The sequence below is a fragment of the Curtobacterium sp. Leaf154 genome (assembly GCF_001424595.1).
GTDB lineage: Bacteria > Actinomycetota > Actinomycetes > Actinomycetales > Microbacteriaceae > Curtobacterium > Curtobacterium poinsettiae.
The window spans coordinates 391,077-415,101 of sequence record NZ_LMOS01000001.1; the positions used below are offsets into that span (position 1 = coordinate 391,077).

Consider the following 24,025-nt stretch of genomic DNA (forward strand, 5'->3'; position numbering starts at 1 on the left):
GCTCCGGGCCATGTCCCGATCCGCGCGACCCGCCGAGGACGTCGTCCAGGAGACCGCTCGATCGGCCGGGTTCATCGCACTCGGCGCCGGTCTGGCAGCAGCAGCGGTGGGGACGGCCGTCATCGGTGGCTTCGTCGCCGCCGTCGCCCGCGCCGTCGTCACGCCTGACCGCAAGCGCAACGAGCGCGTGCCGATCCACGCCGTCGACCCGGTCCGGAAGACCGTCACGATCGAGCGCACCGCGGACACGGAACTGCAGGGCCGCTACTCGCTCTGGTTCGGCGGCGGCACCGGACACATGCGCGTCGGCGAAGTGCTCGGCACGACCGACACCACCGTCACCCGCCGCATCATCGCCATCGACGCCGGCGACCCGACCGCCGCCCGTCGCGGTCGCTGGGGCGGCTGGTTCTACCTGACACCCGGCGAACTCGACGTGCCCGTCGAGGACGTCGACATCCCCACCCCGAACGGCCCTGCCCCGGCATGGGTCGTCCGCGCCGACGATCCGGACGCCCCGTGGGCCGTGCTGGTGCACGGCCGTGGTGTCACCCGCGCCGAGACCATCCGCGCCGTCCCGGTCTTCCGCGCCGCCGGCTACTCGGTCGTCCTCGCCTCGTGGCGGAACGACGGCGTCGCCCCGCCCAGTGTCGACGGTCGCTACGGCCTCGGCAGCACCGAGTGGGAGGACGTCGACTCCGTGCTCCGCTGGCTCACCGCGCAGGACGCCCAGAGCGTCGTGCTGATGGGCTGGTCGATGGGTGGCGCCGTCGTGTTGCAGACCCTGCTCCGCTCGCGGTTCGCCGGGCTGGTCGACGGGGTCGTGCTCGAGTCACCCGTGGTCGACTGGCACGCCGTCCTGAAGTCGCAGAGCCAGCTCCTGCGCCTGCCGCGGCCGGTCCGCAAGGTCGCACAGCGCCTGCTCCGCACGCCCGTGCTGTACCGGTTGGCCGGGCTGCAGCGGCCCGTCGACCTGCGCGAGCTCGACATGGTCACCCGTGCGGACGAACTCACGGTGCCGATCCTGCTGCTGCACAGCGACGACGACGGCTTCGTGCCGTCCTCGGCCTCGCACGACCTGGCCCGCGCGCGGCCCGACCTGGTCCGGCTCGAGATCCAGACCACGGCCCGGCACACGAAGCTGTGGAACCACGACGCCGACTGGTTCGACGCCCGGATCCTCGCGTGGCTCACCGAGGTGGTCCAGCGGCGCGGCGCGGCCAGCGCGCGGTAGAGACGACCGAACGACGGACGGGAGGCGCGGTGCCAGCTGGCACCGCGCCTCCCGTCCGTCGTTGCGCCCGTTCGGTCGCTTCGTGAGCAGGAATGGTCGGGTCACCGTCCGACACCCGACCATTCCGGCTCACGAAGCGGGTGGTCCGGCATTCGTTCCGTTCGAGGCGCTTCCTGCTGCCTCGTCGGGCGGTTCGCGAGTCTGCCGGAGCTTGCCGACCAGATCGATCACTTCGTCGAGGAGCGCGGGCGAGCGCTCATCTCGTGGGCGTGCGCGTCTGCCTCGGTCTTGTAGATCTCGCCCCATGCGATGCTCGGAGGCATGGCATGGACAGGCAGATCGACGTCAGGGAGACAGATCTGCACGAAGTGCGGGAAGGCGGGGAAGGTCCAGAGGTCTTCGTCTTCGAAGCGACCCCAGAGCAACAGCTCCCCGACGCCCAGCGGGTGGCCGAGCTCCTGACCGTTCAGCGGGGGATCGCAGGTGACCATCAGCGCATGGTGACCGTTCGGGAGCTCGATCGGTCGTTCCACTTCGCACCGGAAGACGGACGAGAACCGCTTGCTGTCCATGGACGAGAGAAAGAAGACTTCTTGCATGTCAGTTCTCCGGATCGATGCCGTTGCCGTTGGGGAGGGAGTCGCGCAACGTTGCTTCGAGCAGGAACTGCCCCGAGTTCACGCTGTGACCGGGCTCAGTCTTCCCTGACGGTAGCCCTGCGACGTCGCGGTGGTTGGCAACAGAACCAGGGTGGGAAGGTGTCCATGAGGCACCGGTCGCCTGAGCATCTCCGCCGGAGACACGGCAGATCTTCTGAGCTTCGAAGGCCGTCGGGAGCTCGTCGCCGAGCTTGTTCACCGCTGTCGGCAGGTGGACCTGGTTGAGCAGGGGACGTGATGGCGTACAGCGTCGTGAGGACCCAGACGAGCCCGGGTGAATCGAGCTCTGAGGAGAACTGGACCAGATCGGGCAGCACGATGTGATCAGCGGGGATCGTGTACGTGACCATCTCGAGGTCGTTCGGCAATGTCGTGGTCATCCGGTCTCCTCTGTCGTCTCGACCTGTGGCGAGAAGCCACCCACGCTCATGGCAGCGAGGACGTCGGTCCTGCCTGGCGTGAACGCGATGATCGCGACCGCGGTGTCAGCCTGCACGGTGCACAACCCCGGCTGCTCGTCGCCGAGCGGCACGAGCGCACTGGCGAACTCGTCGAGCCCGCGGACGTCGGAGCCACTCTTGGCCGCCATTGTGTACTTCGTCAGGAAGGTCCGTGCCGTCGAAAGGGCGCCCTGTTCGAAGACGCGGACCCGTTGTTCGGCCGGACACTGCGATGCCACCGTGAGCGCCAGTTCCGCCCCCGGGGCGTCTGATGCGCGCAGGCGCGTGCGCAGTTCCTGGACGGTGATGTGGACGAGTCCGACGGAGCGGTCGATCGTCGTGGCTGCCACGAGCGTTCGGTCCGTCGCGCGCAACACGACCGTCACGAGTTCATCGCCGTGCTCGATCTGACAGATCAGGACGAGCTCGTCCGCGAGAGCTTCGAGTGGGTCGATGAACGGTACGAGGTTCGGCTCCTGCTTCGAGTAGGACCGCCGGATGACCGCTGCGAACGAGCGTGCGGACACGTCGGAGACGAGCACTTGCGCGTCCGATCCCACTGCGGCGAGGACCTCGACGACACGATCTGGCAGGTCCACAGTCGTTCCGTTGGTGACCGCTCGGAGATGGTGGATCGAGATGGCCGGGGGCACGTCCGTCACCGTCTGATCTCCGCGGACGACGGGCTGTGTCGGTACCGGACCTCGCCGTCGGGCAGAACGTCGATGTCCACTCGTGCGCGCCCCGGTTCGCTGTAGTGCCAAGACGGACCTCGGCGGTTCGACCAGCCCTCGAGCAACTCACCCGAGGCGAACCGGATGGCGATCCGCGCGCCCGTGACTGCACCGTCCGAGACGACCTTGTTGTGCAGGGCAAGGAGGTCGAGCAGGGACGGTTTGTCGCCGGGATCGAGGAACGCGTGTTCCCCGTCAGAGCCGGTCAGCGCGAAGTCGGTCTCGAACCGGAGCGAAGCACCGCTCGAGAAGCGGATCGTCACGTCTGGTCCGATGCTGATGAGGTCGACGGTGTCGCCGGCGATGTCCAGCGCGAAGGGCTGGCGCGGAACGCCGCCCATCCTCGATCTCCTTCCGTGCCGGTGCCCGTGCTCGTGCTTCCGGTCGGCGGCTCGGTGCGGGCCGGGCGACTCTTCGGCCCGGAGACCTGCCAGGACTCGAACTCGGCATCGGGACCGGCGACGAGGGTGTCCCCGCCGTCGAAGATCAGCGTCAGTACGCCGTTCTCGGTCGAACTCCGAACGAGCTCGGCACCGAACAGCCGCAGAACCGGGAGCAGTGAGTCCTTGCGGTCGGGATCGACGACCGCGGTGCTTCCGGACCGGTCGGTGACGGTGCACTCGGATTCGAGCTGGACGCGGTAGCCGTTGCCGAACCCCAGCTCAAGCCGGAAGTCGACGCCTATGAGGTCGAGCGTGCCCGCGCGCTCGAGGGTCATCGCGCCCCCGGTGGAGTCTGCCGTGTCACGGGTCACGATCGTTCACTCGTCCGAAATCTGCGCGGAGCCGACGACAGAGGGCCGGCGGAGTTCATCCCGCGTCGCATCTGTGAACCCCGGAAGTTCAAGACTGTCGACGTTCCTCTTCCTCATCCAGATCATGATCTCCCTGGTTGATTCAGGATCGTCGTTCACGGACTGCTAGTCGCCGAACAATTCGGACGACGTAGGAGTTGGACGATATCGAACTTCGTCGTAGGCCGGGAGCCACGGTTCCAGACCGAAGTGAGCACGAACCGCCTTCTCGAGGACGATCGGGGAATCGATCGTGAGCCGCGGGACCTGGGTAGCCTCCTGTCCCGTTGCCCGGCGCATTCTCGTTCCGTCGAAGTTCGTCACCCGGACTCCGTCGTAGTCGTCTGATCCGAAGCTGTAGGCGGGCAGGAAACGTGCCTGATCCGGAGCGCGGTGGCCCACTATCTGCCACATCCCCGGTCGGAATCGGGCGTCGAACGTCATCCGGGCCAGGAGTGGCGGAGTTGCGGCCACCTCGCTGAGGTCGAGGCTCTGAACTGCATCTTCAGGAACGACCAGATCGAAGACGACGACGTAGAACGAACTCTTGTACTTGCCGATCACTTGTCCGAGGGCAGCCCTGCCGTCGCCGAGGGGCACTGTGAAGATGTCGCCGATCGAGACCCTGTAGACCTGCTGTTTCGTACTCAATACGGGCTTCCTCCTGCCGCGTCGTAACGCTTGTCGCTCATCTGGTGGCGCTTGTTGGACAGGCCGCCATCCGGGTTGCCCTTGTTCGTGGGTCCGCCTTCGTTGCGAATGTGGAACTCTTCTCGACGGTCCAGGTCGACTCCTGGGTGCCCCCTGTCGATCCTCTCAAATCTGAACGCCGCATCCGGGTGTTCTCGTGCGTGAGCGGCCTGGCGCAGGAGGAAGTGGTCTTCACTCTTGGTCTGTCCGATGTAGGGCTTCAGGCCGTCGGTGATGTCCGTGCGCCGGTAGATGATGCCCGGTGGTACCGGCGTCTCGTCGCCGAGCTTCGCCACGGACGTCGGCAGGTGGACCTTCGACATCGTGCCGCCGGTGGCCGCCGACGTCGCCGCACCCTCGGCAGCGTTCCGGAGCAGGCCGCCGGGGGTCACCGGCTGGCCACCCACCGCGTAGTTCGCGACGTTCTCCGCCGCACCTTCTGCTGCGTTCTTGACCAGCTGCTTGCCGATCAGGGCTCCGGCGCCACCGCCGACGGCACCGAAGGCCCCGCTGACGGCGACCTGGCCCCAGTTGACCTCGCCGGTGGTGGCCTTCTGGATGATGGTGTCGGCACCGGCGCTGATCAGCATCATGCCGACCGGACCGCCGACGCCGGTGGCGACGAGCACCCCGCCCGCGACGACCATGGCACCGCCGGCGACGTACTCCCAGTTGTCCGCGAACCAGTCACCGGTGGCTGCAGCGGCCCGGGCGAGCGGACCCTGTTCGGCTGCCGCGTAGGCCTCCAGCTCCGCGTCGGTGACGGGCGCGAGACCGAGCGGGTCGATGGCGTGCAGCGGATCGTTGCCGGCGAACGAGTACGGGTTGCCGGCCCAGGCTGCTCCGGCGGGCGCGCTGATCGGGTCGACGGACAGGAAGCCGCGCGACGACGAGTCGTAGGCGCGAGCACCCATCCACTCCAGGCCGGCGACCTGCAGCGAACCGTCGGCGCCGAGGGCGACCCCGCCCGGCAGACCGGAGCCGCCGAGGTCGACGAGCGTCTGCCACGGGTCGGCTTCGTCGGCTGCTCTGGTCGTGCGTCGACCGCTGGTGATCCAGCGGTCGTCCACCCCGATCAGGCCGCCGGGAGCGCGGAGCACCGGCTCGTCACCGACGGCCAGGAGCGTCGGCGCGAACGCGGCGGTGTCCCAGTCGATCGGGACGCCGTCGACATCGGCGAGTTCACCGAGGGCGTCGACCTGCAGGTCGGTTGTGGTGCTGCCTGCCGCGGTGGACTCCGCCACTCCGGTGAGGTGACCCTGCGGGGTCCAGCCGTACCTGGTCGTCACGCCGTCGGCTCGGAGCGCCTGCACCCGACGACCAGCGCCGTCGTAGGCGTACTCCACTTCGGGCAATCCGTCCGGAGCGTCGACCCTGCTCAGCTGTCCGGCGGCGTCGTACGTGAACCGTCGGGCCGCGGAGTCCGTCCGTTCCTCGACCAGACGCCCCGCCGCGTCGTAGACCCAGTCCGTGCGACCACCCTCGTGGACGGCGGCCACGAGCTGTGCGGCATCGTCGTGCTCGTAGGAGACGCTCTTCCCGGCGCCGTCGACCCGGGTGATCCGCCCATCGGCGTCGCGTGCGACCGTGCTGACCTGCGTGCCCTCCGCGTCGATGCGCGCGTGCCGGACCACGTGTCCGTTCACGTACTCCCAGGTCTGCAGCTGATCGCCGGCGCGGGCCTGCAGGAGTCGCCCTGCCGCGTCGTGCTCGTACCGGGCCTCGCCGAAGACCGAGTGCTCGACCCGGACGACCCGCCCTGCCGCGTCGTGCTCGTACCGGGTCGTGGACCCGTCGGGAGACTGCACCGAGGTGCTGAGCCCGTCGGCATCGTGGGTCCACCGCGTTTCGCGCGCGCCGGTTGAGCGGCGGACGAGCTGCCCGAGTCGGCTGAACTCGAGGACGTGGGCGGTGGGGGAGTCCGGACGGGTCTCGTCGGTGATCGTCACCGTGCGGGTGCGGGAATCGCGGTCGATGCGGCCGATCAACCGGTCACCGGCGTACTGCGCGGATTCCCGACCAGCTGCGTCGTACTCCCACCGCAGCACAGCGCCGTCCGGGTCGGTCTGGGTGAGCTGTCGTCCGGCGGTGTCGTAGGTCGCGATCGTCGTGCGCCCGAGCTGATCCGTGGACGAGGCCACCTTGTCGAGCTGCGTGTACGTCCGGACGGTCACGCCACCCAGCGGATCGACGGTGCGGACGAGTCGTCCACGCTGGTCGTACTCGTAGCGGGTGGTGCCGCCGAGCCCGTTCACCGCGGCGACGAGCTGTCCGGCGGCGTCGTACCGGAAGCTCCGCTGGCCGAAGCGGGTGTCCCGCGCCGAGACCACGCGACCGACCCGGTCGTACCGGTACCGCACGGTGCCGACTCCGGGGACGTCGGCGTGGACGACCCGACCCTGGCGGTCGTACTCGGTCCGGGCGACCTCGCCGGTCGGCAGGGTGCGCGCGACGACCCGCGAATCGGCGTCGTAGGTCAGCGTGGTGCGTGCGCCGGCCGGGTCGATCGCGTTGACCGGGCGACCGCACGCGTCGTACTCGTACCGGGTGGTTCGGCCAGCCGGAGTGGTCACACCGACGACTCGTCCGGCCAGGTCACGCTCGATCCGGGTGAGTCCACCGTCCGCGTCGACGAGTTCGACCGGTCGGCCGCAGGCGTCGTACGTCGTGAGTTCGGCGGAGGCGTCTGTGTGCTCGAGCCGGGTCGGGCGCCCGAACTCGTCGGTCGTGACGGACACGGCATCGAAGGCGTCCCGGACCGTGGAGACGCCGTCCGCGCGCGAGCGCCCCACCTCGGTGCGGACACCGGTGGGGTCGACCGTCGCGCCGAGGGCTCCGACCACGTCGTGCTCGCGTGTCCAGGTGCCACCGGCCGGGTCGACCACGGCTTCGAGTCGGGAGAGCGCGTCGTGCACGAACGCCCACTCGGCACCGTCGGGCAGGGTCATCGACGAGACGTTGCCGAAGGCGTCGAAGTCCTTCGTCACGACGCGACCGAGGGGATCCGTGGTGGACACGATCTCGCCGTGCTGGCCGTAGGCGACCTCGGTGCGCGCACCGGTCGGATCGATCGTCGCCGTGACCCGACCGCCGTCGCCGTGCTCGAACCGCCACAGCCCGCCGTCCGGGTCCTCACGCGCGGTGAGCAGGCCGGCGGCGTCGTAGCGGTACCGGGTCCGGTTGCCGAGCGGTGTGACGGCCTCGATGATCCGGCCTCCGGGGTCGCGGACCAACTGCGCGGTGTCGCCGACGGCGTTCTCGACCCCGGTGAGCTCACCGGACGCATCGTGGTGAAAGGAGACGACGACGCCCATCGGATCGGTCGTCCCCACGAGCAGGCCGTCCCGCCACTCGAGCAGCGTGCGACCGCCGACAGGGTCGATGACGACGGAGGGGTTCCGGTCGTCGCCCGCGTACTCGTACTCGACGACCCCGCCGTTCGCGGTGACCACCGTGGTCATGCGGTCCTGCTCGTCGTACCCGAAGGTCAGGTCGGCGCCCTCCGGTGTCACGGTCCGGACGCGCCGTCCCCGCTCGTCGTACCCGTGGACGGTCACCTGCCCGTCGCGCTCGGTCACCGAGACGAGGTTGCCGTGCGGGTCGTACGACATCGACTGACGCCGCCCGTCGGTGTCGATGATCCCGACGACCCGGCCCTTGCGGTCGGCGATCCACGTGTTGGTGTGGTCGCCGTCGACGTCGGAGACCGAGGTGACGCGGCCCGGCAGGTACGCGAACCGCACGCGCCGTCCGAACGGCGTGCGCTGCTCGACGACACGGCCACGGGCGTCGTAGGTGTTCTCGCACTCGACCACACCCGTGGCAGCGGTCACGCGGTCGATCAGCCCGTCGTCGTTCCAGCGGTACCGACGGCTGCCGACGGCGTCCGTCGCACGGACGAGTCGGCGAGCATCGTCGTAGTGGTACTCCACGCGGCGTCCGTCGGAGGCGCTCGTCGACGCCACGCGGTCGCCCGCGTACTCGACGTCGATGAACCGTCCGAACACGTGCGACAGGCGGGTGATGCGGTCCTGCTCGTCACGCCGAACGGTCACGGTGGTGCCGGCTCCACGGCCGCTGCGCAACCACAGTCCGGACGGCGTGAACGCCCAGTGACCGCCGGCGTTGTCCTGGACGACGAGGGCGTCCCCCTCGGCCCGGAGCCACAGGTCCTCGCCGACCGCGCGGTCCCAGCCGTCGCCCTGCCGCAGGAAGTCGACCTGCCGGCCGTCGTCGAGCACGACCGACGCGGCGTCGTCGGTGATCTCCAGCCGGGTGTCGAGGATCGAGGACCACCCGAGCCCGAACACCCCGGCACGGCCGTCGAGCGAGTTGTACATCCGGGTGAGCCGGAGCGACGCGGCCTGCCCCGCGAAGGACAGGTCGGTCTCGGGCTCGAGGAAGTTGCCCGTGGCGGTGTTCACGGGATCGTCGGCGAACCCGTTGGTCGGAGGCGTCCCCATCGCCGAGAACGGTCCGATGGTGAAGTCGTCACGTCCGGCGTCGATCCCCGCCGCGGACAGGGCGGCCGCGATCGCCGCGTCCGACAGCGTCGCGGGCCCGGCACCACCACCGGCGGCTTCGAACTGCGCGGCGACGGTGCCCGCCCAGTCGGCGTCCTGCCCGTTCGCGGTGAGCCAGTCGTTCACCGCGGTCAGCAGCGACTGGGCGTTCAGGGTGCCCCAGCAGGGGTTGCACTCGGCCTCGTAGTCGCTCAGGGCGTTGCGGAACGTGGAGACGGCGCTCGACAGGTCCGAGTCGAGCGTCCGGGTGTTCGCCTCGAAGGAGCGGAGGTCTTCGGGGACGGCCGACGACGTCCCACCGCTGGTCCCACCACCCGCGGGGATCTCGCGGCCCTTGACGCTGACCTCCTCCGCCTGCAGTCGCGGCTCCGGCTCGGGCTCCGGCGGCTTCGGGTCGTCGCCCCCGCCGAACCACGTCGAGACCTCGTGCCCGGCAGCGACGAGGAGGTTCTCCTCGCGTTCACGCTTGCGGGCGTCCCACGCCTTCGCCTGCTTCCGCCGGTCGTCCTCGTCCTTCGCGGCGTCGCGGAGCTCCTGCACGAACCCCGACAGGCTCTGCAACGACTCGACGAGCTTCGTCGCGCTGCGCGCACCGATGTCGGCGTTGTCCGCGAAGACCTCGGAGAAGTACCCCCGGAACTCTGCACTCGCGGTCGTCACCGACGACGACCGCGACCCGGACTGGCCGCCGATCGACGACGCGAGCGCCGTCGAAGCCGATTTGAGCGTGTCCGCCGCGCTGTACGAGTAGCCGGTCGGATCGTTCCCGTGAATCTTCGCCATCGTCAATTCCCCCCAGATGCTGACGGGCTCATCCTGTCACGCCCCGCGACTGAAATGCCAGAGAACCGGCTGAACCGACGGACGGGAGGCCCGTGGCGGTGTCGCCACGGGCCTCCCGTCCGTCAGTGCGTCGCGTCTACGCGACCGCAGCCTGCACCTGCCGCTGGACGCGACCGAGCATGCCCACCATGCCGCGGATCCGCAGCGGGCTGACCGCCTCGGACAGGCCGATGGTCAACGGGTAGTCCGTCGGGACGGCGAGCACCTGCTCGACGGTCAGGCCGGACAGGCCCTGCGCCAGGATCGAGGCGAAGCCGCGGGTGGTCGGCGCCTCGCGCGGGGCGGTGGCGTGCATCCGGACGACGTCCGGGTCGTCGCCGTCCTCGCCCACCGTCACGGTGATGAAGACGGGGGACTGGCACTCCTCGACGCGTTCGAGTTCGTCCTCGTGCCCCTGCAGGCGCTCGGGCAGCGCCGGCAGCTCGTTCGAGAACTCGAGCAGGAGCTGCAGGCGGTCCTTCTGGCCCAGGGCGAGGAAGTCGTCGCGGATCTCGGCGAGGGTGGCGGGGAGTGTGGCGTCGGTGCTGGCGTTCATCGGTTCGGAACAGTACCCGGCTCGGATCCCTGCACGATGGGGACGCGGACGGCGCTGCCCCACTCGGTCCACGAACCGTCGTAGTTGCGGACGTCGGCGTAGCCGAGCAGGTGCTGCAGGACGAACCAGGTGTGGCTCGAACGCTCACCGATGCGGCAGTACGCGATGACCTGGTCGCCGTCACCGATGCCGGCGCCCTCGCGGTAGATCGCGTCGAGTTCAGCGCGCGACCGGAAGGTGCCGTCGGGCGCCGCCGCCGTGGCCCAGGGGATGTTCACCGCGGTGGGGACGTGCCCGCCGCGCAGCGCGCCCTCTTCCGGGTAGTCGGGCGCGGTCGTGCGCTCCCCGCTGTACTCCGGGGCGCTCCGGACGTCGATGAGCGGCTTGCCGAGGTGCGCGAGGACGTCGTCCTTGAAGGCACGGACGGGCTCGTCGTGGCGCTCGACGACGGGGTAGTCGACGGGCGTCACGGGGGTCTCCTCGGTGGTCAGTGCACGGTCCTCGGCGATCCACTTGGCGCGGCCGCCGTCGAGCAGGCGCACGTCCTGGTGGCCGAACAGGGTGAACACCCAGAGGGCGTACGCGGCCCACCAGTTGTTCTTGTCGCCGTAGATCACGACGGTGGTGTCGCGGCCGATGCCCTTGCCGCCGAGGAGCTCGGCGAACGCGGCGCCGTCGATGTAGTCGCGCTGCACCGGGTCGTTGAGGTCGGTGTGCCAGTCGACCTTCACAGCGCCCGGGATGTGTCCGGTCTCGTAGAGCAGGACGTCCTCGTCGGACTCGACGACCACCAGGTCGGGCGCGCCGGCACCGGCGTCCAGTTGCTCCTGCAGCCACTCGGTGGAGACGAGGCGCTCCGGGTGCGCGTAGGCGGCGAACTGCTCGGACGGGTCGACCGGTGCGGTCATCGGGGGTACCTCCAGGGGGTGCGGGGGAGCGTGGTGCTTGCGCCGGACTAGGATCGGGCGTCGGTGCCTGTGGGCAACGGTACGCGGACGTACCGTGCCCCTGACGCAACGTGACACCCAACGACATGCTTCCCGGAAGGGTCCCCCGATTGCCCGCTCACCTCGTCGACCGTGATCCACGGGTGACCCCGCAGCAGATGGCCGCGGCGCTCGTGCCCCCGCCGCAGTTCACGGACGCGTCGTTCGACTCGTACCGGCCGGACCCGGACTACGCCTCGCAGGCCTCGGTCCGCGATGCCGTCGCCGCCTTCGTGACCGCAGGGCCCGCCGAGGCCCCGCGGCGCGGGCTGTTCGGGAGGCGCAAGCAGTCGGCGGAACCGGCGGCCAAGTCCGGGGTCTACCTGGACGGCGGCTTCGGTGTCGGCAAGACCCACCTGCTCGCCGCCGCGTACCACGCGGCCACCGGGCGGAAGACCTTCGGCACCTTCATCGAGTACACCGCGCTCGTCGGGGCACTGGGGTTCCAGGGGACGGTCGACCTGCTCCGCGGCACCGACCTGGTGTGCATCGACGAGTTCGAGCTCGACGACCCGGGCGACACGATGGTGATGACCCGGCTCATCAAGGAACTGACCGAGACGGGCACCCGCTTCGCCGCGACGTCGAACACGCCGCCGGGGGCGCTCGGCGAAGGACGCTTCGCCGCCCAGGACTTCCTGCGCGAGATCCAGGCGATGTCCGACCGCTTCGACACCATGCGCATCGACGGCCTCGACTACCGCCGACGTGCGGTGGACGAGTCCGCTGCCGTCGTCGACGACGTCGCCGGGTTGCTGCCCACGGGCGCGGTCACGCTCGACGACTTCGGAGCGGTGGTGGCACACCTGGGTTCCGTGCACCCCTCGAAGTACGTCGCGCTGGTCGAGGACCTGGACGCCGTCGGACTGACCGACGTCCGGGCGTTCACCGACCAGACCGACGCGCTGCGCTGGGTCGCCCTGGTGGACCGGCTGTACGACGCGCAGGTGCGGATCGTCGCCTCGGGGACCCCGCTCGACCAGGTGTACCCCGACGTGATGCTCGAGGGCGGCTACCGCAAGAAGTACCTGCGCGCGGCGTCCCGCGTCGTGGCGCTCACCCGCGCCTGAACGTCGCTCCCTGCCCGGACCGATCTGTCCACGGCGGTCTCCTGCCCCTCGCGCAGGGGACATCGGGCCGCTGGAAACACGACGTTTACAAACGGCGCGGTCGCGTTACATCCGCGAAACAGTTCGTGCTCCCTCGTGAAACCTCGCCTCGCCAGACTCGGTGACACCCGAGGCGGTCCAAGAGCCGCTCGTGCAATCGAGAGGTGAACAGATGCTTGATCAGGGCCAGACAGGCTTCATCATGATCATGGCTGCGCTGGTGTTGTTCATGACACCCGGCCTGGCCTTCTTCTACGGCGGTTTGGTGAAGGCGAAGTCCGTCATCTCCATGATGATGATGTCCTTCGGTGCGATCGCGCTCGTCGGCGTCCTCTGGGTGCTGTACGGCTACGCGATCGCCTTCGCCAACACGGGGCCGCACACGGCCGTCAGCGGCGTCGTCGGGTTCTTCAGCATCGACTGGAACCAGATCGGCCTCGGCCAGGCGTTCGAACAGTCCCAGGCCACCACGCTCGCCGCCACCTACCCCGACCTCGCCTTCGTCGGCTTCCAGGCCACCTTCGCGATCATCACCGTCGCGCTCATCTCCGGCGCCATCGCCGACCGCGCCAAGTTCGGCGCGTGGATGGTCTTCGCCGGCATCTGGGTCACGGTCGTCTACTTCCCGGTCGCCTCGTGGGTCTTCAACCTGACCTCCGGTTGGGCCGCCACGTGGGGCGTCATCGACTTCGCCGGTGGCACCGCGGTGCACATCAACGCCGGTGCGGCGGGTCTCGCCCTGGCGATCGTCCTCGGCAAGCGCGTCGGCTTCGCCAAGGGCGCGCACAAGCCGCACAACCCGCCCTTCGTCCTGCTCGGTGCCGCCATCCTGTGGTTCGGCTGGTTCGGCTTCAACGCCGGCTCCGCCGGTGCCGCGAACGGCGTCGCGTCGCTCGCCTGGATCAACACGCTCGCCGCTCCCGCAGCCGCGGTCCTCGGCTGGTTGCTCGTCGAGAAGCTCAAGGACGGCAAGGCCACCTCTGTCGGTGCCGCCTCGGGTGCCGTCACCGGCCTGGTCGCGATCACCCCGGCCTGTGCCAACCTGACCCCGGGCTGGGGCATCCTGCTCGGCTTCCTCGCCGGCATCGTCTGCTGCTTCGCCATCGACTGGAAGTACCGCCTGGGCTTCGACGACTCGCTCGACGTGGTCGGCGTGCACCTGGTCGGCGGCATCTTCGGCACCCTGTTCCTCGGGTTCTTCGCCAACGACACCGGCCTGATCTACTCCGGCTCGTTCGAGCAGCTCGGCAAGCAGGCGGCCGCAGCCGGTGCCGTCGGCGCCTACTCGTTCGTCCTGGCCTTCCTCATCGGCTGGATCATCGAGAAGACCATGGGCTTCCGCGTCAAGACCGAGGACGAGGTCGCGGGCATCGACACCGCCGTCCACGGCGAGGAGGGCTACGTCCTGTACGAGCAGACCGACGACAGCCCGGTCAGCGTCCGCTAGTCACCAGGCACTACCCGTACGACGACGGGCCCCGCGCACACAGCAGCGCGGGGCCCGTCGTCGTTTCGCTGGGTCGCGTGTTCGACGTGACCACGGACGGGAGGCTCTCCACCGGTCACGGTCGGTCCGCCGCTGGCGCGTCGGCACGGAAGCGGCTTCGGAGGCGCGGTGCGGGTCGGACTCACACCGCGCCTCCAGGCAGATGGTCGCGTCAGCGATCCGTTGGTTCCGTTGGTTCCGTCACCAGGCGTAGTCCTCCGGCGAGGTCGTGTGCCCCGGGAAGATCTCGTCGAGCCGGTCGAGTGCATGCTGGTCGAGGCGGATGTCGACGGCGCGGACTGCGGACTCCCACTGCTCCATCGTGCGCGGGCCGGTGATCGGCGCGGTGACGCCGGGCTGGTGCAGCAGCCAAGCCAGGGCGAGCTCCCCGGGGGTGTGCCCGAGTTCCTTCGCGAAGGACTCGTACGCGGTGAGCTGGTCACGGTGCGAATCGACGTACTCGGCGCTGCGGCCGGACAGGCGACGCGAGCCGTTCTCCGTCTTCTCGATGACGCCGCCGAGCAGGCCGCCCTGCAGCGGCGACCACGGGATCACGCCGAGGCCGTACGCACGGGCGGCGGGCAGGACCTCGCGCTCGACGTCGCGGACCACGAGGTTGTAGATCGACTGCTCGCTGACCAGGCCGAAGGTGTTGCGGCGCTTCGCGGCCTCCTGCGCCTGGGCGATGTGCCAGCCGGCGAAGTTCGACGAGCCGACGTAGAGCACCTTGCCCTGCTGCACGGCGACGTCGATCGCCTGCCAGATCTCGTCCCACGGCGTCGCACGGTCGACGTGGTGGAACTGGTACAGGTCGATGTGGTCGGTCTGCAGCCGCTGCAGACTCGCGTCGAGCGACTGCCGGATGTTCAGGGCGCTGAGCTTGCCGCCGTTCGGCCAGTCGATCATCTCGCCGTAGACCTTCGTGGCGAGGACGGTCTTCTCGCGACGCCCGCCGCCCTCGGCGAACCAGCGGCCGATGATCTCCTCGGTGGCACCCTTGCCCACCGAGCCGCCGTACCCGTTGGCGGTGTCGAAGAAGTTGACGCCGAGCTCGTGGGCCCGGTCCATGATCGCGTGCGAGTCGTCCTCGCTGGTCTCCGGGCCGAAGTTCATCGTGCCGAGCACTGCTCGTGAAACCGACAGCCCTGTCCGTCCGAGGTGTGTGTAGTCCATGAGACGGGTCTACTCGTGACGCGCTGGTGGCGCCAGGCCCTGGGAGTACCGGTCGAGGGGTGGGGAGTAGTCAGGGAGGACCACTCGAGAGGAGCAGCCATGCCAGCCAAGTACGAGATCCCCAGCACCCTGCAGCGGTCCCCGGAGCACGCGCAGGAGATCTTCGAGAAGGCGCTCGACTCGGCGAACGAGTCGTACGGACCGGGCGAGCGCGCGCACCGCACCGCGTTCGCCGCGGTGAAGCACGAGTACGAGAAGGTCGGCGACCACTGGGAGGAGAAGGAGTCCTCCGGCCCGTCCGACTCCGGTGCCGCGGGTTCGCGTGGTGCTGGCTCGGACTCATCCGGGAAGACCGAGGGCGGTGTCGACGCGAACGCCTCGAAGGCACACCTGATGGACGTCGCGAAGCGGCTCGACGTGCGCGGCCGGTCGAAGATGAACAAGGACGAGCTGGTCGACGCGATCGGCAAGGCCAACGACCGTGCGACCGCCGCCGCGCGGAAGTGACGGTGCGAGGCGGGGCCTGCATTCCTCGGCAGGCATGCTGGCTCGGGGTGAGGGGGTAACGTGCCGACGGTGAACATCCCAGCACTCCGTGGCAGCCGGATCCTCGGGTTCGGACACCACCAGCCCGAACGCATCCTGACCAACGACGAACTGTCGACGATGGTCGACACGAACGACGAGTGGATCCGCACCCGCACCGGCATCCAGACCCGACGGATCGCCGGGCCCGACGACACCGTCACGTCGATGGCGATCGAGGCCGGCCGCCGTGCCCTCGCCGACGCCGGGGTGTCGCCCTCGGCCGTCGGACTCGTCATCGTCGCGTCCACCACGCACCAGGACCGCGCTCCGTACACGGCCGGCCGGGTCGCCGCCGCACTCGGCATGACGAACGGCCCCGCGCCGATCGACATCAACACCGCGTGCAGTGGCTTCGAGTACGCGCTCGGGCTCGCCGACCAGTCCATCCGGACCGGCTCGGCCGACGTCGCGCTCGTGATCGGGTCCGAGGTGCTGTCCGGTATCGCCGACTGGACCGACCGGTCGACCTGTGTGCTCGTCGGTGACGGAGCCGGCGCCGCCGTGCTCGGTGTCGCCGAGACGCCCGAGATCGGGCCGGTGTCGTGGGGGAGCGTGCCGCACCTGCTCGATGCCGTCCGCGTGGAGGGGTTGCCGGGGCGCTTCAACCAGGAGGGCCGCTCGATCTACCGCTGGGCCATCACCGAGGCGGAGGGACACGCCCGCAAGGTCGTCGAAGCCGCGGGGCTCTCGATGGACGACATCGAGGTGTTCGCGTTCCACCAGGCGAACCTGCGGATCATCGAGCCGCTCGTGACCGCGCTCGGCGGGGAGTCCAAGTTCGTCATCCGCGACGTCGTCGAGTCCGGGAACACCTCGGCGGCGAGTGTGCCGCTCGGGCTGTCGAAGGCGTGGGAGCGTGGTGACCTGCCCGAGGGTGTGCCGGCGCTGCTGTTCGGCTTCGGGGGCGGGTTCGCGCACGCTGGACAGGTCGTGACGACGCCCGTGCGGTCCTTCTAGGACACGGCCTGCAACAGACACAGACACAGACGCAGGAACGGCCCGGGCACGCTGCCCGGGCCGTTCCTGTGTCAGTGCTTGGTGCCCTGGTCCGGCGCTTCGTGCCGGGGTTCAGGGCGTCGTGCCGGGGTTGAGCGCGTCGTGCCGGGGTTCAGCGTTTCGTGCCGTGGTCGTCGTTGCCCGGCTCGGTCCAGAGGTCCTGGTCCTTGCCCGCGCCACGCTTCCACGGCAGGACACGCCGGGTCTTCTCGGCCGCGGGGGTCACGGTCAGGACGATCGGGAACTGCGCCGGCGGCATGCCGAAGCCCGTCCGCGACGCCTGGATGACCTTGCGACCCAGCGCGTGGTTACCGAGGCCACCGACGGCCGCTCCGATGCCGAACGGCAGGGCCCGACCGAGCACCGACCCGCCCTGTCGGATGGCGAAGCGCTTGACGAACTGGTCTCGGACCTGTCCGCCGATGCCGTTCACCATCTGCTTCGGGAGGGACGAGGTCACCATCTCGCCCCAGAACGCGGTCCGGACCTGGCCACCGGCGATCTGTCCACCGAGTTGCTTGATCAGCTGCGTCCCCGGGGCGCCGAGGATCATCGCCATCACCAGGGTGCGAGCGCGCTCGGGGTCGTCCAGGGCGATCCCGTGCACCTCGGTCACCGACTGGGCGAACAGCGCCGTGGTCTCGAGGAACCCGATCGTCTCCGCACCGCTCAGTCCGAGCGCGGCAACCATCCCGACGCCCGGGATCACGGCGCTCGCACCGACCGCGGCACCACCGGTCGTCACGGCCGTGAGGTACTGCCGCTCGAGGATCTGGATGACCTCGGCCGGCGTGGCATCGGGCTTGCGGCGGCGGATCGCCTTGACGTGCGCCACGACCGCCGGCCGCTGCACACTGATGGCGCGGTCGAGCAACTTGACCCATCCGGCGGGTTGTTGCGGTTGTGGTTGCGGGGTTCTGGAGTCGTCTGACGTGGGGGAGACCTGGGCGTTCGGCAGCGGCACGATCGCCTGGTCCTTCGGGGAGCGGGCCATGCGCTCACCGTACGCCGGGCATGTGGGAGGCTCGCTGGATGGACGGCGACCGGACAGCGCGACCCCTCGACGTGGCTCGCCGCGCGGCCGGGTTCCTGCCCGTCCACGAGGTCACCGCGCTCGCACCGGACGTCCGCGTGCTCGACCCCGGGTCCGTCCTGATCGGGGCGGGCGTGACCGTCCTGCCCGGAGCCGTGCTGTACCCGTCCACGACCCTGGAGACCCGCGACGGCGGCCTGATCTCGGTCGCTTCCGGAGCACGACTCGGCCCCGGGCCGGTGACCATCGTCGCGTCCGCGGCGACCGTGCACGTCGGCGAGGACGCCGAACTCGGGCCCGGACCGGTGACGATCATCGCGACGGGATCCGACGTGGTGGTGGGTGGTCGCGCCCGCCTGACGGCCGGGTGTCTCGTCGAGGGGCCGGCGCGCATCGGCTCCGGCGCGCAGGTGCTCGGGCCAGTGTCCGTCCGGGACGTCGAACTGGCGGACGGCGGCGACCACCGCGAACCCGACCCGGACCACCGCGGCGGTGTGGTCAAGGGCACGGGGCCCGTCCGTGGTGTGCGCGTGGGGGTCGGCGAGGTCGTGGTCGGCGGGGTGCTGAACGGCCGGGGAGTCTCCGGTTCGCCGACGGTGGAGCGCCAGCGGGAGTACCACCCCGAGGCACCGCACCGCCCGCGCTGACCGTCCGTGGTGGGTCACCCGCACGGCACACCTGCGCGCCGGAGCGCAGCCCGCACCCGGTCGGGCTGCATCAGGTCGGACCAGGAGAGCCGGATGACCGCGCGGACACCGGGGCACGACCGGATGAAGTCCTCACGTCGTTTCTCGCGCCAGTGCGCGTCGGCGGTCGAACGCCCGTCGAGCATCACCGGGTCCTCGTACTTCGCGCGGCCGTCGACCTCGACCACGACGCCCTGGTCCGGGAACCAGAAGTCCACCACCGCCGTCTCCGATCCTGCCCGGGCGAACACGTGCTGCTGCACCGGCTCGGGCACGCCGAGCTCGCGGAACCGCACCCGGCACACCGACTCGGCCGGCGACCCCGACAGTGCCGACCCCATCGCGATCGCGAGGCCCGCCTTGCTGCGGGCTGCTGTCAGCGCTGCGAACTCCGCCTCGAGCGTCGCGCGATCGCTGAGCCGACGCGAGAGCACGGAGTCGACGACGGGCAGCGCCTCGAACAACGCGCGCGTCGCAGCGACGTCGATCGCGGTCCTCGCCGGGGTCGTCGTGGGTATCGAGTCCTCGTCGATCCTGACCGCGGGCGGCCGCATCTGCGAGCCGTGCCGGACGAACCACGCGGTGACACGAGTGTGCGTCGTGGTCGGATCGGAGAGGTGCACCTTCGGCGGTGCCGCTGCGACCAACGGCAGACCGAGGACGGCGCAGGCAGACTGGTGTGAGACGACGTCCGTGTCACGGATCCGGTGCGCCGAGGCCCGGACGAGCACGTGGTGCTGCTCGCCGGGGTGCAGCCCGGCGAGGGCACCCGGGTGGACGAGGACGCCCGGACGGAGGCGTTCGAAGCGTCCGCGGCGAACGTCGCGTTCGAGGGCACGGCGTTCGGCGGAGGTCGCGCCCGATGTGCGGATCAGTTCGACGTCGTTCGCTCTGGACATGACACCAGGCTCGCCGAACGCGGAGATCCAGCACGCTCCGGACGCCGATCTGTGGAGACTCTGGCGGGGGCGACGCCCTGTGGAGGACTGACCGCCTGCAGTGCGTGTGCATGTTCCGACGATGCACGACGCGAACGACTGGTGGAATGTCGCAGAACGGGTGCGCCCGGCGCGACCGCGCGCGCTACACCCGCGCGAGCTCCGCCCGCAGCGGCAGGTCCTGCTCCTCGAGGATGACCTGCGCGCCCACGGCGGTGCGGGCGTTCACGACGATCGGCGCGAGCAGGTTGACCGTGGTGCCGGACGCGCCGGGGTTCGCGACCACCAGCAGCATCGCGTCGGCTGGGTCGGTCAGCCCGAGCCCGGCGGCCTGCTCGTCGGTGAGCTCGGGCGCGTACGACGGCAGGTGCACCGCGGCGTCGAGCAGGAACAGCCGCGCGTCGTCGCCGACGAGCGTGAACAGCCCCTCGGCGCCGTCGACGGGCGACAGGGCGAAGGCCGGCGCGGCAGCGAGTCCGAACGGCGGGACGGCGAAGGTCAGGGAGATGCTCATCGGAGGTAGTCCATCAGGGTCGGCTGCAGGACCTTCGCGGTGACGGCGAGGGCTGCCTGGTAGTTGGTCTGCTGCACCTGCAGGTCGAGGACGGCCTTGGCGAGGTCGACATCCTCGATGCCGGCGCGGCGGCTCTCGAGCGAGACGGTCGCGGACTTCAGTGAGTCCTGCGCCGCGAGCGCGGCGGCGTGCCGAACCCCGACGTCGGCCTGGGCGCCGCGGACGGTCCCGAGCGCGCCGTCCACGTCGTTGATCCGCGCGTTCACGTTCACCCCGTTCTGCAGGTCGCTGACGATGGAGTCGATCACGGCGAACACCGAGTCGTCACCGGATCCGAAGACCGCGGTGCCGGTGGTGTCGACGCGGACGGTCGTGCCGTCACCGATCCGCCGGGACACGTCGGTGCCCGAGGCCGCCCAACCCGTGGCCGGGTCGTGGGCGGCAGCGGCGGTCGACGACCCCGCGAACACCGAACGGGTGCCGTAGGTGGTGTTGGCTCGTGCCTCGAGGTCGGCCTTGAGCGACCGGAACTGCGTGACGAAGGCGTCGCGGTTCGTCTCGCTCATGGTGCCCGAGTTCGCGGCCTGGACCGTGAGGTCTCGGACGTTGTTGAGCACCTCGTACACGCTCGACAGCGCACTGTCGGTGGTCGCGAGCCACGCCGCGGCGTCGTCGGCGTTCCGCGAGTACTGCGCCGCAGCGGCCTGCTCCTTGCGCACCTGCATCGACGACGCGGTGCCGACGGGGTCGTCCGATGGCTTCTGGATGGCGCGCAGCGTCGTGGCCTGGTCGGTGAGCTCGGCGACCTTCGCGGCACCGGCCTGCAGCCGGGCCGAGGCGGCCGCCATCGACATCTGGGTGGTCACACGGGTGATCACGATCAGCCCCTCCCGACGAGTCCGACTCGGTTGATGATGGTGTCGAGCATCTCGTCGACGGCGGTCAGGACGCGCGCGGCGCCCTGGTACGCGTGCTGGTAGCTCAGCAGGTTCACGTTCTCCTCGTCGAGGTCGACGCCGGCGCTCGACTGCTGCTGGGTGCGTGCGTTGGTGAGCGCGAGTCCGGTCAGCGTCGATTCCGACGTCGCCGACCTGGAGGCGGTGCCCACCCCCGTCACGAACGTCGCCCAGACCTGGTCGGCACCGTCGGACGACGCCCCGAGTCGCGCGAGCGCGTCGGCGAACGAGTCGTCGAGTTCGCCCGCCGCGTTCCGCGTCGCCAGGCCGCCGGCGTCCGTGGGGACGACGCCGAGCGCCTGGGCGGCGGGCACACCGGTCGCGAGCGAGAAGAACGGTGCGCCCGTGGCGCCGGCCGGGGTGGTCCCGGTGGTGTGCAAGGCGTTCACGGTGGTGGCGAGTCGGGTGGCCACGGCGTCGTAGGACGCGGACGCCTCGGCGAGTGCCCCGCCGGTGCCGGTGCCGGACGCGGGCGCCAGGACGGCGAGGGCTCCGCCGATCGACCCGCCGCTCAGCCCGACGGCCCCGGCCGTGCCGGTGGTCCAGGTCAGGGTGACCGCGGTGCCGTCGGCCAGACGCTCGCCGCCGCCGAGGGCGACCGAGCGGGCGTCGGTGCCCTGCACGAGCGGGTTGCCACCGAGGAGCACGTCGACCGTGCCGTCGGCGTTGGTCCGGGTGGTGCCGCCGGCGAGCGTGGCGATCTGCTGCGTGAGCTGGTCGCGCTGGTCGAGCAGCTCGTTGGCGGTGCCGCCCGACGCCAGTGCGGTGCGGATCCGGCCGTTCAGGTCCGCGACCTGCTCCGCGGCGCCGTTCAGCTGGGCGACCTGGCCGGTCAGGGAGCCGCGCACCGACGACCACTGCGCATCGACGGCCTTCGATCCGGCGGCCAGGGCGGAGACGACGGTGCCCGCGGCCCCGAGCACCGCGCTCGCGGCACCGGGGTCGTCGGGGTGGCTGGCGAGCTCGCTCCAGGACGACCAGAACGCATCCAGCTTTGCGCTCAGACCGTCCTTGCCGGGCTCGTGCAGTCCGGTCTCGAGGGCGGAGAGTGCGCTGGCGCGGGCGTCGGCGTACGCCGACGAACCGGCGGCGACGCGGACGCCGGCGTCGAGCGTCAGGGACGCCAGGCGGGCGATGCCGTCGGCGGAGACGCCCTGGCCGGCGAGGGCCGCGGTGCCCCGCATGAAGCCGGTCTGGGTCGCGGGGACCGAGTTCTGCGTGACGCGCTGCCGCGTGTACCCGGCGGTGCCGGCGTTGGCGATGTTCTGGCCGGTGACGTCGATGCCGGCCCGGGCCGCGGCGAGGCCGGAGTACGCCGTCGCGAGGGATCCGAAGGTGCTGACCACGGTGTTACAGCGTCCCCTCGAACAGGCGGGCGCCGTCCGCGCCGGCACCCGACGTGCCGGTGGCGTCGTAGGTGGCGGCGCCGGTGACGGTCCCGGCCAGGGTCTCCTCGGTGGCCTGGGCGGCGGCACGGAGGAACCGGTCGTTCTCGTCGCGCAGCGCGCCGATCTGGGTGGTCAGCTCGACCATCGCGGTGAGGTGCGACGACAGGATCTCGCCCCACGGGCCGTTCGGCGCCGCGGCGACGACGTCCCGCAGGGGAGCGTCGGCGGGCACGCCCCACTCCTCGGCGACCTCGGCACTCTGCGCGGCGCGCTCGAGTCCGGTGCTGCGGAGCCGGTCGAGGACCTGCTCGACCTCGCGGCTGGCGTGCGACACCCAGCGGGAGCGGCCCGCGGTGAGCAGGAGCTGCTCCTCCTCGAGCTTGAAGGTGAGCAGTTCGAGCAGCTCGCGTTCGCGCCAGAGCACGGCGGACAGGTCGTTCACGCTCATCAGCTCCTCCCAGGTGGTGGTTCGTCGGGGTGGCCCCCGGTCCGTCATCCTGCGGACACCGGGACCTATCGACTCGGTGGTCGCGACCGTAAGCCCCGGCGGCCGAGTGCCGACTCCGTACTCGCCGAGACTGTGACCCGATGAGCCCTGTCGGGGGACAAGAACGGTCGTTCCCCACCCGGAGTCCCCAGAAATGCCGACCGGATCCGGGCCCTGACACCCCCGCACTGGGGACGCATGTGGACCCACTCAGCCCATTGCCAGCCGATACATTCAGAACGCACCCCGGGGGACGCCCGGAACCGCTCGGGAACGACACGGGGTGCTCCGCTCGGAGGGACCCGGGCGGTTCTTCGGCGTACGCACCGGCCATCCGAGGCCGGCGTTCGTCGCGCCCACGGACGGGTGAGCCGACACACGTCAGGTCGACCAGGGGATGAGCATGGACCGCACCGAACGCAACGCGATGATCGTGGAGCACCTCCCGCTCGTGGGCTACATCGTGGCCGACGTCCGCTCCCGGGCGACGCACCTGGACCGCGACGACCTCGCCGCCGTCGGGTCCCTCGCCCTCGTCGCCGCGGCCGATGCGTTCGACCCCACCCTCGGCGTCCCGTTCGGCGCCTACGCCCGCACCCGGATCACCGGGGCACTGGCCGACGACATGCGCTCGGCCGACTGGGCCTCCCGCGGCACCCGCAAGCGCATCCGCGAGACCCTGGCCACGCAGGAGGCCCTGTCGGCGCGACTCGGCCGGACCGTCGGTGCGCAGGAGATCGCCGACGCGATGGGCGTCGACAAGCAGACCGCGGTGGACGCGATGAGCGACGCCGCCCGCACCGTCGCGCCCCTCGACGAGACCGTGCACGACCTGGTCGCGGCCGACCTGCCGCTCCCGGGCGACGACCTGCTCGAGACCGAGAAACGCCGGTACCTCCGCGCCGCGGTCGAGGCCCTGCCCGAGCGGATGCGCTTCATCGTCGAGGCCGTGTACTTCGGCGACCGATCGGTCACCGACGTCGCCGCCGAGCTCGGCATCACGCACTCCGCCGTCTCGCAGCAGCGCTCCGAGGCGATGCGCCTGCTCCACGACGGTCTCGCCGCCCACTACGGCGACGGCACCACCGTCGAGCCCGCCAGCCGCACCACCGCGGCCCGTCGCAGTGCGTACCTGGCCCGTGTCGCCACGAACGCCGCCGCCGGTGTCGCCCGCGCGGTGCACGACGCTGCAGCAGGACCGGCCGTCGCGGCGAGTTGAGACGTCGGCGGAAAC

General features: G+C 70.6%; 22 protein-coding genes. 7 read left to right on the plus strand and 15 right to left on the minus strand.

The annotated features are described in order from the left end of the window. Positions 1-10: 10 nt before the first annotated feature. On the plus strand, positions 11-1,234 hold the full coding sequence (locus tag ASF75_RS01820; protein ID WP_017886109.1) for an alpha/beta fold hydrolase: 1,224 nt from the start codon (positions 11-13) through the stop codon (positions 1,232-1,234). Between the two features lie 227 nt (positions 1,235-1,461). On the opposite strand, the gene ASF75_RS01825 is transcribed toward ASF75_RS01820, so the two are convergent. From ASF75_RS01825 to ASF75_RS01860, 8 genes are all read right to left on the minus strand, one after another. Next, on the minus strand, positions 1,462-1,833 hold the full coding sequence (locus ASF75_RS01825) for a hypothetical protein (protein ID WP_056068480.1): 372 nt from the start codon (positions 1,831-1,833) through the stop codon (positions 1,462-1,464). A 436-nt stretch (positions 1,834-2,269) separates the two neighbouring features. Then, positions 2,270-2,932 carry a hypothetical protein gene (locus ASF75_RS01830; RefSeq protein WP_056068483.1) on the minus strand — a complete coding sequence of 221 codons (663 nt, stop codon included), beginning with the start codon at positions 2,930-2,932 and terminating at the stop codon, positions 2,270-2,272. A gap of 59 nt (positions 2,933-2,991) precedes the next feature. Then, on the minus strand, positions 2,992-3,330 hold the full coding sequence (locus ASF75_RS01835; RefSeq protein WP_056068484.1) for a DUF6188 family protein: 339 nt from the start codon (positions 3,328-3,330) through the stop codon (positions 2,992-2,994). Further along, positions 3,327-3,821, minus strand: a complete 495-nt coding sequence (locus ASF75_RS01840) for a DUF6188 family protein (protein ID WP_056068486.1) — start codon at positions 3,819-3,821, stop codon at positions 3,327-3,329. The genes ASF75_RS01835 and ASF75_RS01840 overlap by 4 nt, the downstream gene beginning before the upstream one ends. Before the next feature lie 165 nt (positions 3,822-3,986). After that, on the minus strand, positions 3,987-4,511 hold the full coding sequence (locus ASF75_RS01845) for an Imm26 family immunity protein (protein WP_017886115.1): 525 nt from the start codon (positions 4,509-4,511) through the stop codon (positions 3,987-3,989). Then, positions 4,508-9,856: a DUF6531 domain-containing protein gene (locus ASF75_RS01850; RefSeq protein WP_056068488.1), complete on the minus strand. Its 5,349-nt coding sequence runs from the start codon at positions 9,854-9,856 to the stop codon at positions 4,508-4,510. Before ASF75_RS01850 ends, ASF75_RS01845 begins: the two co-directional genes overlap by 4 nt. Positions 9,857-9,992: 136 nt before the next feature. Then, positions 9,993-10,451, minus strand: coding sequence for a SufE family protein (locus tag ASF75_RS01855; protein ID WP_056068489.1), 459 nt, complete (start codon positions 10,449-10,451; stop codon positions 9,993-9,995). After that, a complete protein-coding gene (locus ASF75_RS01860; protein WP_056068491.1) occupies positions 10,448-11,359 on the minus strand; it encodes a sulfurtransferase in 912 nt (303 codons plus the stop codon). Before ASF75_RS01860 ends, ASF75_RS01855 begins: the two co-directional genes overlap by 4 nt. A 125-nt stretch (positions 11,360-11,484) precedes the next feature. Here ASF75_RS01860 and zapE point away from each other — a divergent pair, with 125 nt between their 5' ends. Together zapE and ASF75_RS01870 are read left to right on the plus strand one after the other, a co-directional pair. Further along, entirely contained in the window at positions 11,485-12,507 is a 1,023-nt protein-coding gene (zapE, locus tag ASF75_RS01865; protein ID WP_056068492.1) for a cell division protein ZapE, read from the plus strand. Positions 12,508-12,718: 211 nt separating this feature from the next. Next, positions 12,719-13,993, plus strand: a complete 1,275-nt coding sequence (locus tag ASF75_RS01870) for an ammonium transporter (RefSeq protein ID WP_031259265.1) — start codon at positions 12,719-12,721, stop codon at positions 13,991-13,993. A 240-nt stretch (positions 13,994-14,233) separates the two neighbouring features. On the opposite strand, the gene ASF75_RS01875 is transcribed toward ASF75_RS01870, so the two are convergent. Beyond that, on the minus strand, positions 14,234-15,205 hold the full coding sequence (locus ASF75_RS01875) for an aldo/keto reductase (RefSeq protein WP_056068494.1): 972 nt from the start codon (positions 15,203-15,205) through the stop codon (positions 14,234-14,236). Between the two features lie 99 nt (positions 15,206-15,304). On the opposite strand from ASF75_RS01875, the gene ASF75_RS01880 reads away from it, so the two are divergent. After that, positions 15,305-15,712 (plus strand): ChaB family protein, encoded by a 408-nt coding sequence (locus ASF75_RS01880; RefSeq protein WP_056068496.1) that lies wholly within the window; start codon positions 15,305-15,307, stop codon positions 15,710-15,712. 69 nt (positions 15,713-15,781) lie between these two features. Continuing rightward, positions 15,782-16,750 carry a beta-ketoacyl-ACP synthase III gene (locus tag ASF75_RS01885; RefSeq protein ID WP_082509362.1) on the plus strand — a complete coding sequence of 323 codons (969 nt, stop codon included), beginning with the start codon at positions 15,782-15,784 and terminating at the stop codon, positions 16,748-16,750. Positions 16,751-16,901: 151 nt separating this feature from the next. Here ASF75_RS01885 and ASF75_RS01890 read toward each other — a convergent pair whose 3' ends face one another. After that, entirely contained in the window at positions 16,902-17,783 is an 882-nt protein-coding gene (locus ASF75_RS01890) for a hypothetical protein (protein ID WP_200942660.1), read from the minus strand. 20 nt (positions 17,784-17,803) lie between these two features. Between ASF75_RS01890 and ASF75_RS01895 the strand changes: the two genes are divergently transcribed. Beyond that, a complete protein-coding gene (locus ASF75_RS01895; protein ID WP_052481614.1) occupies positions 17,804-18,469 on the plus strand; it encodes a hypothetical protein in 666 nt (221 codons plus the stop codon). Between the two features lie 14 nt (positions 18,470-18,483). Here the strand turns inward: ASF75_RS01895 and ASF75_RS01900 are convergent, their stop codons facing one another. The 5 genes from ASF75_RS01900 to ASF75_RS01920 all read right to left on the minus strand — a co-directional run bounded on the left by ASF75_RS01900 (position 18,484) and on the right by ASF75_RS01920 (position 22,752). Beyond that, positions 18,484-19,407, minus strand: a complete 924-nt coding sequence (locus tag ASF75_RS01900; protein WP_056068500.1) for a hypothetical protein — start codon at positions 19,405-19,407, stop codon at positions 18,484-18,486. Positions 19,408-19,591: 184 nt separating this feature from the next. Then, positions 19,592-19,960, minus strand: a complete 369-nt coding sequence (gene fliW, locus ASF75_RS01905) for a flagellar assembly protein FliW (RefSeq protein ID WP_042537071.1) — start codon at positions 19,958-19,960, stop codon at positions 19,592-19,594. Then, positions 19,957-20,838 (minus strand): flagellar hook-associated protein FlgL, encoded by an 882-nt coding sequence (gene flgL, locus ASF75_RS01910; protein WP_052481615.1) that lies wholly within the window; start codon positions 20,836-20,838, stop codon positions 19,957-19,959. The genes fliW and flgL overlap by 4 nt, the downstream gene beginning before the upstream one ends. A gap of 2 nt (positions 20,839-20,840) precedes the next feature. After that, the gene (gene flgK, locus ASF75_RS01915) at positions 20,841-22,262 is read right to left on the minus strand and encodes a flagellar hook-associated protein FlgK (protein WP_056068501.1); all 1,422 of its coding nucleotides are present in this window, start codon (positions 22,260-22,262) and stop codon (positions 20,841-20,843) included. A gap of 4 nt (positions 22,263-22,266) precedes the next feature. After that, positions 22,267-22,752: a flagellar protein FlgN gene (locus ASF75_RS01920; RefSeq protein WP_017886129.1), complete on the minus strand. Its 486-nt coding sequence runs from the start codon at positions 22,750-22,752 to the stop codon at positions 22,267-22,269. 442 nt (positions 22,753-23,194) lie between these two features. Between ASF75_RS01920 and ASF75_RS01925 the strand changes: the two genes are divergently transcribed. Continuing rightward, the gene (locus ASF75_RS01925) at positions 23,195-24,010 is read left to right on the plus strand and encodes a sigma-70 family RNA polymerase sigma factor (RefSeq protein ID WP_040419087.1); all 816 of its coding nucleotides are present in this window, start codon (positions 23,195-23,197) and stop codon (positions 24,008-24,010) included. Positions 24,011-24,025: the final 15 nt, after the last annotated feature.

Excerpts from the sequence above, each read along its gene's own strand:
- ASF75_RS01820 (WP_017886109.1), top strand. The coding sequence starts at position 11 with ATGTCCCGATCCGCGCGACCCGCCGAGGACGTCGTCCAGGAGACCGCT.
- ASF75_RS01825 (WP_056068480.1), bottom strand. The coding sequence starts at position 1,833 with ATGCAAGAAGTCTTCTTTCTCTCGTCCATGGACAGCAAGCGGTTCTCG.
- ASF75_RS01850 (WP_056068488.1), bottom strand. The coding sequence starts at position 9,856 with ATGGCGAAGATTCACGGGAACGATCCGACCGGCTACTCGTACAGCGCG.
- ASF75_RS01855 (WP_056068489.1), bottom strand. The coding sequence starts at position 10,451 with ATGAACGCCAGCACCGACGCCACACTCCCCGCCACCCTCGCCGAGATC.
- ASF75_RS01860 (WP_056068491.1), bottom strand. The coding sequence starts at position 11,359 with ATGACCGCACCGGTCGACCCGTCCGAGCAGTTCGCCGCCTACGCGCAC.
- zapE (WP_056068492.1), top strand. The coding sequence starts at position 11,485 with ATGCTTCCCGGAAGGGTCCCCCGATTGCCCGCTCACCTCGTCGACCGT.
- ASF75_RS01870 (WP_031259265.1), top strand. The coding sequence starts at position 12,719 with ATGCTTGATCAGGGCCAGACAGGCTTCATCATGATCATGGCTGCGCTG.
- ASF75_RS01875 (WP_056068494.1), bottom strand. The coding sequence starts at position 15,205 with ATGGACTACACACACCTCGGACGGACAGGGCTGTCGGTTTCACGAGCA.
- ASF75_RS01880 (WP_056068496.1), top strand. The coding sequence starts at position 15,305 with ATGCCAGCCAAGTACGAGATCCCCAGCACCCTGCAGCGGTCCCCGGAG.
- ASF75_RS01890 (WP_200942660.1), bottom strand. The coding sequence starts at position 17,783 with ATGGCCCGCTCCCCGAAGGACCAGGCGATCGTGCCGCTGCCGAACGCC.
- ASF75_RS01895 (WP_052481614.1), top strand. The coding sequence starts at position 17,804 with ATGTGGGAGGCTCGCTGGATGGACGGCGACCGGACAGCGCGACCCCTC.
- ASF75_RS01900 (WP_056068500.1), bottom strand. The coding sequence starts at position 19,407 with ATGTCCAGAGCGAACGACGTCGAACTGATCCGCACATCGGGCGCGACC.
- fliW (WP_042537071.1), bottom strand. The coding sequence starts at position 19,960 with ATGAGCATCTCCCTGACCTTCGCCGTCCCGCCGTTCGGACTCGCTGCC.
- ASF75_RS01920 (WP_017886129.1), bottom strand. The coding sequence starts at position 22,752 with ATGAGCGTGAACGACCTGTCCGCCGTGCTCTGGCGCGAACGCGAGCTG.
- ASF75_RS01925 (WP_040419087.1), top strand. The coding sequence starts at position 23,195 with ATGGACCGCACCGAACGCAACGCGATGATCGTGGAGCACCTCCCGCTC.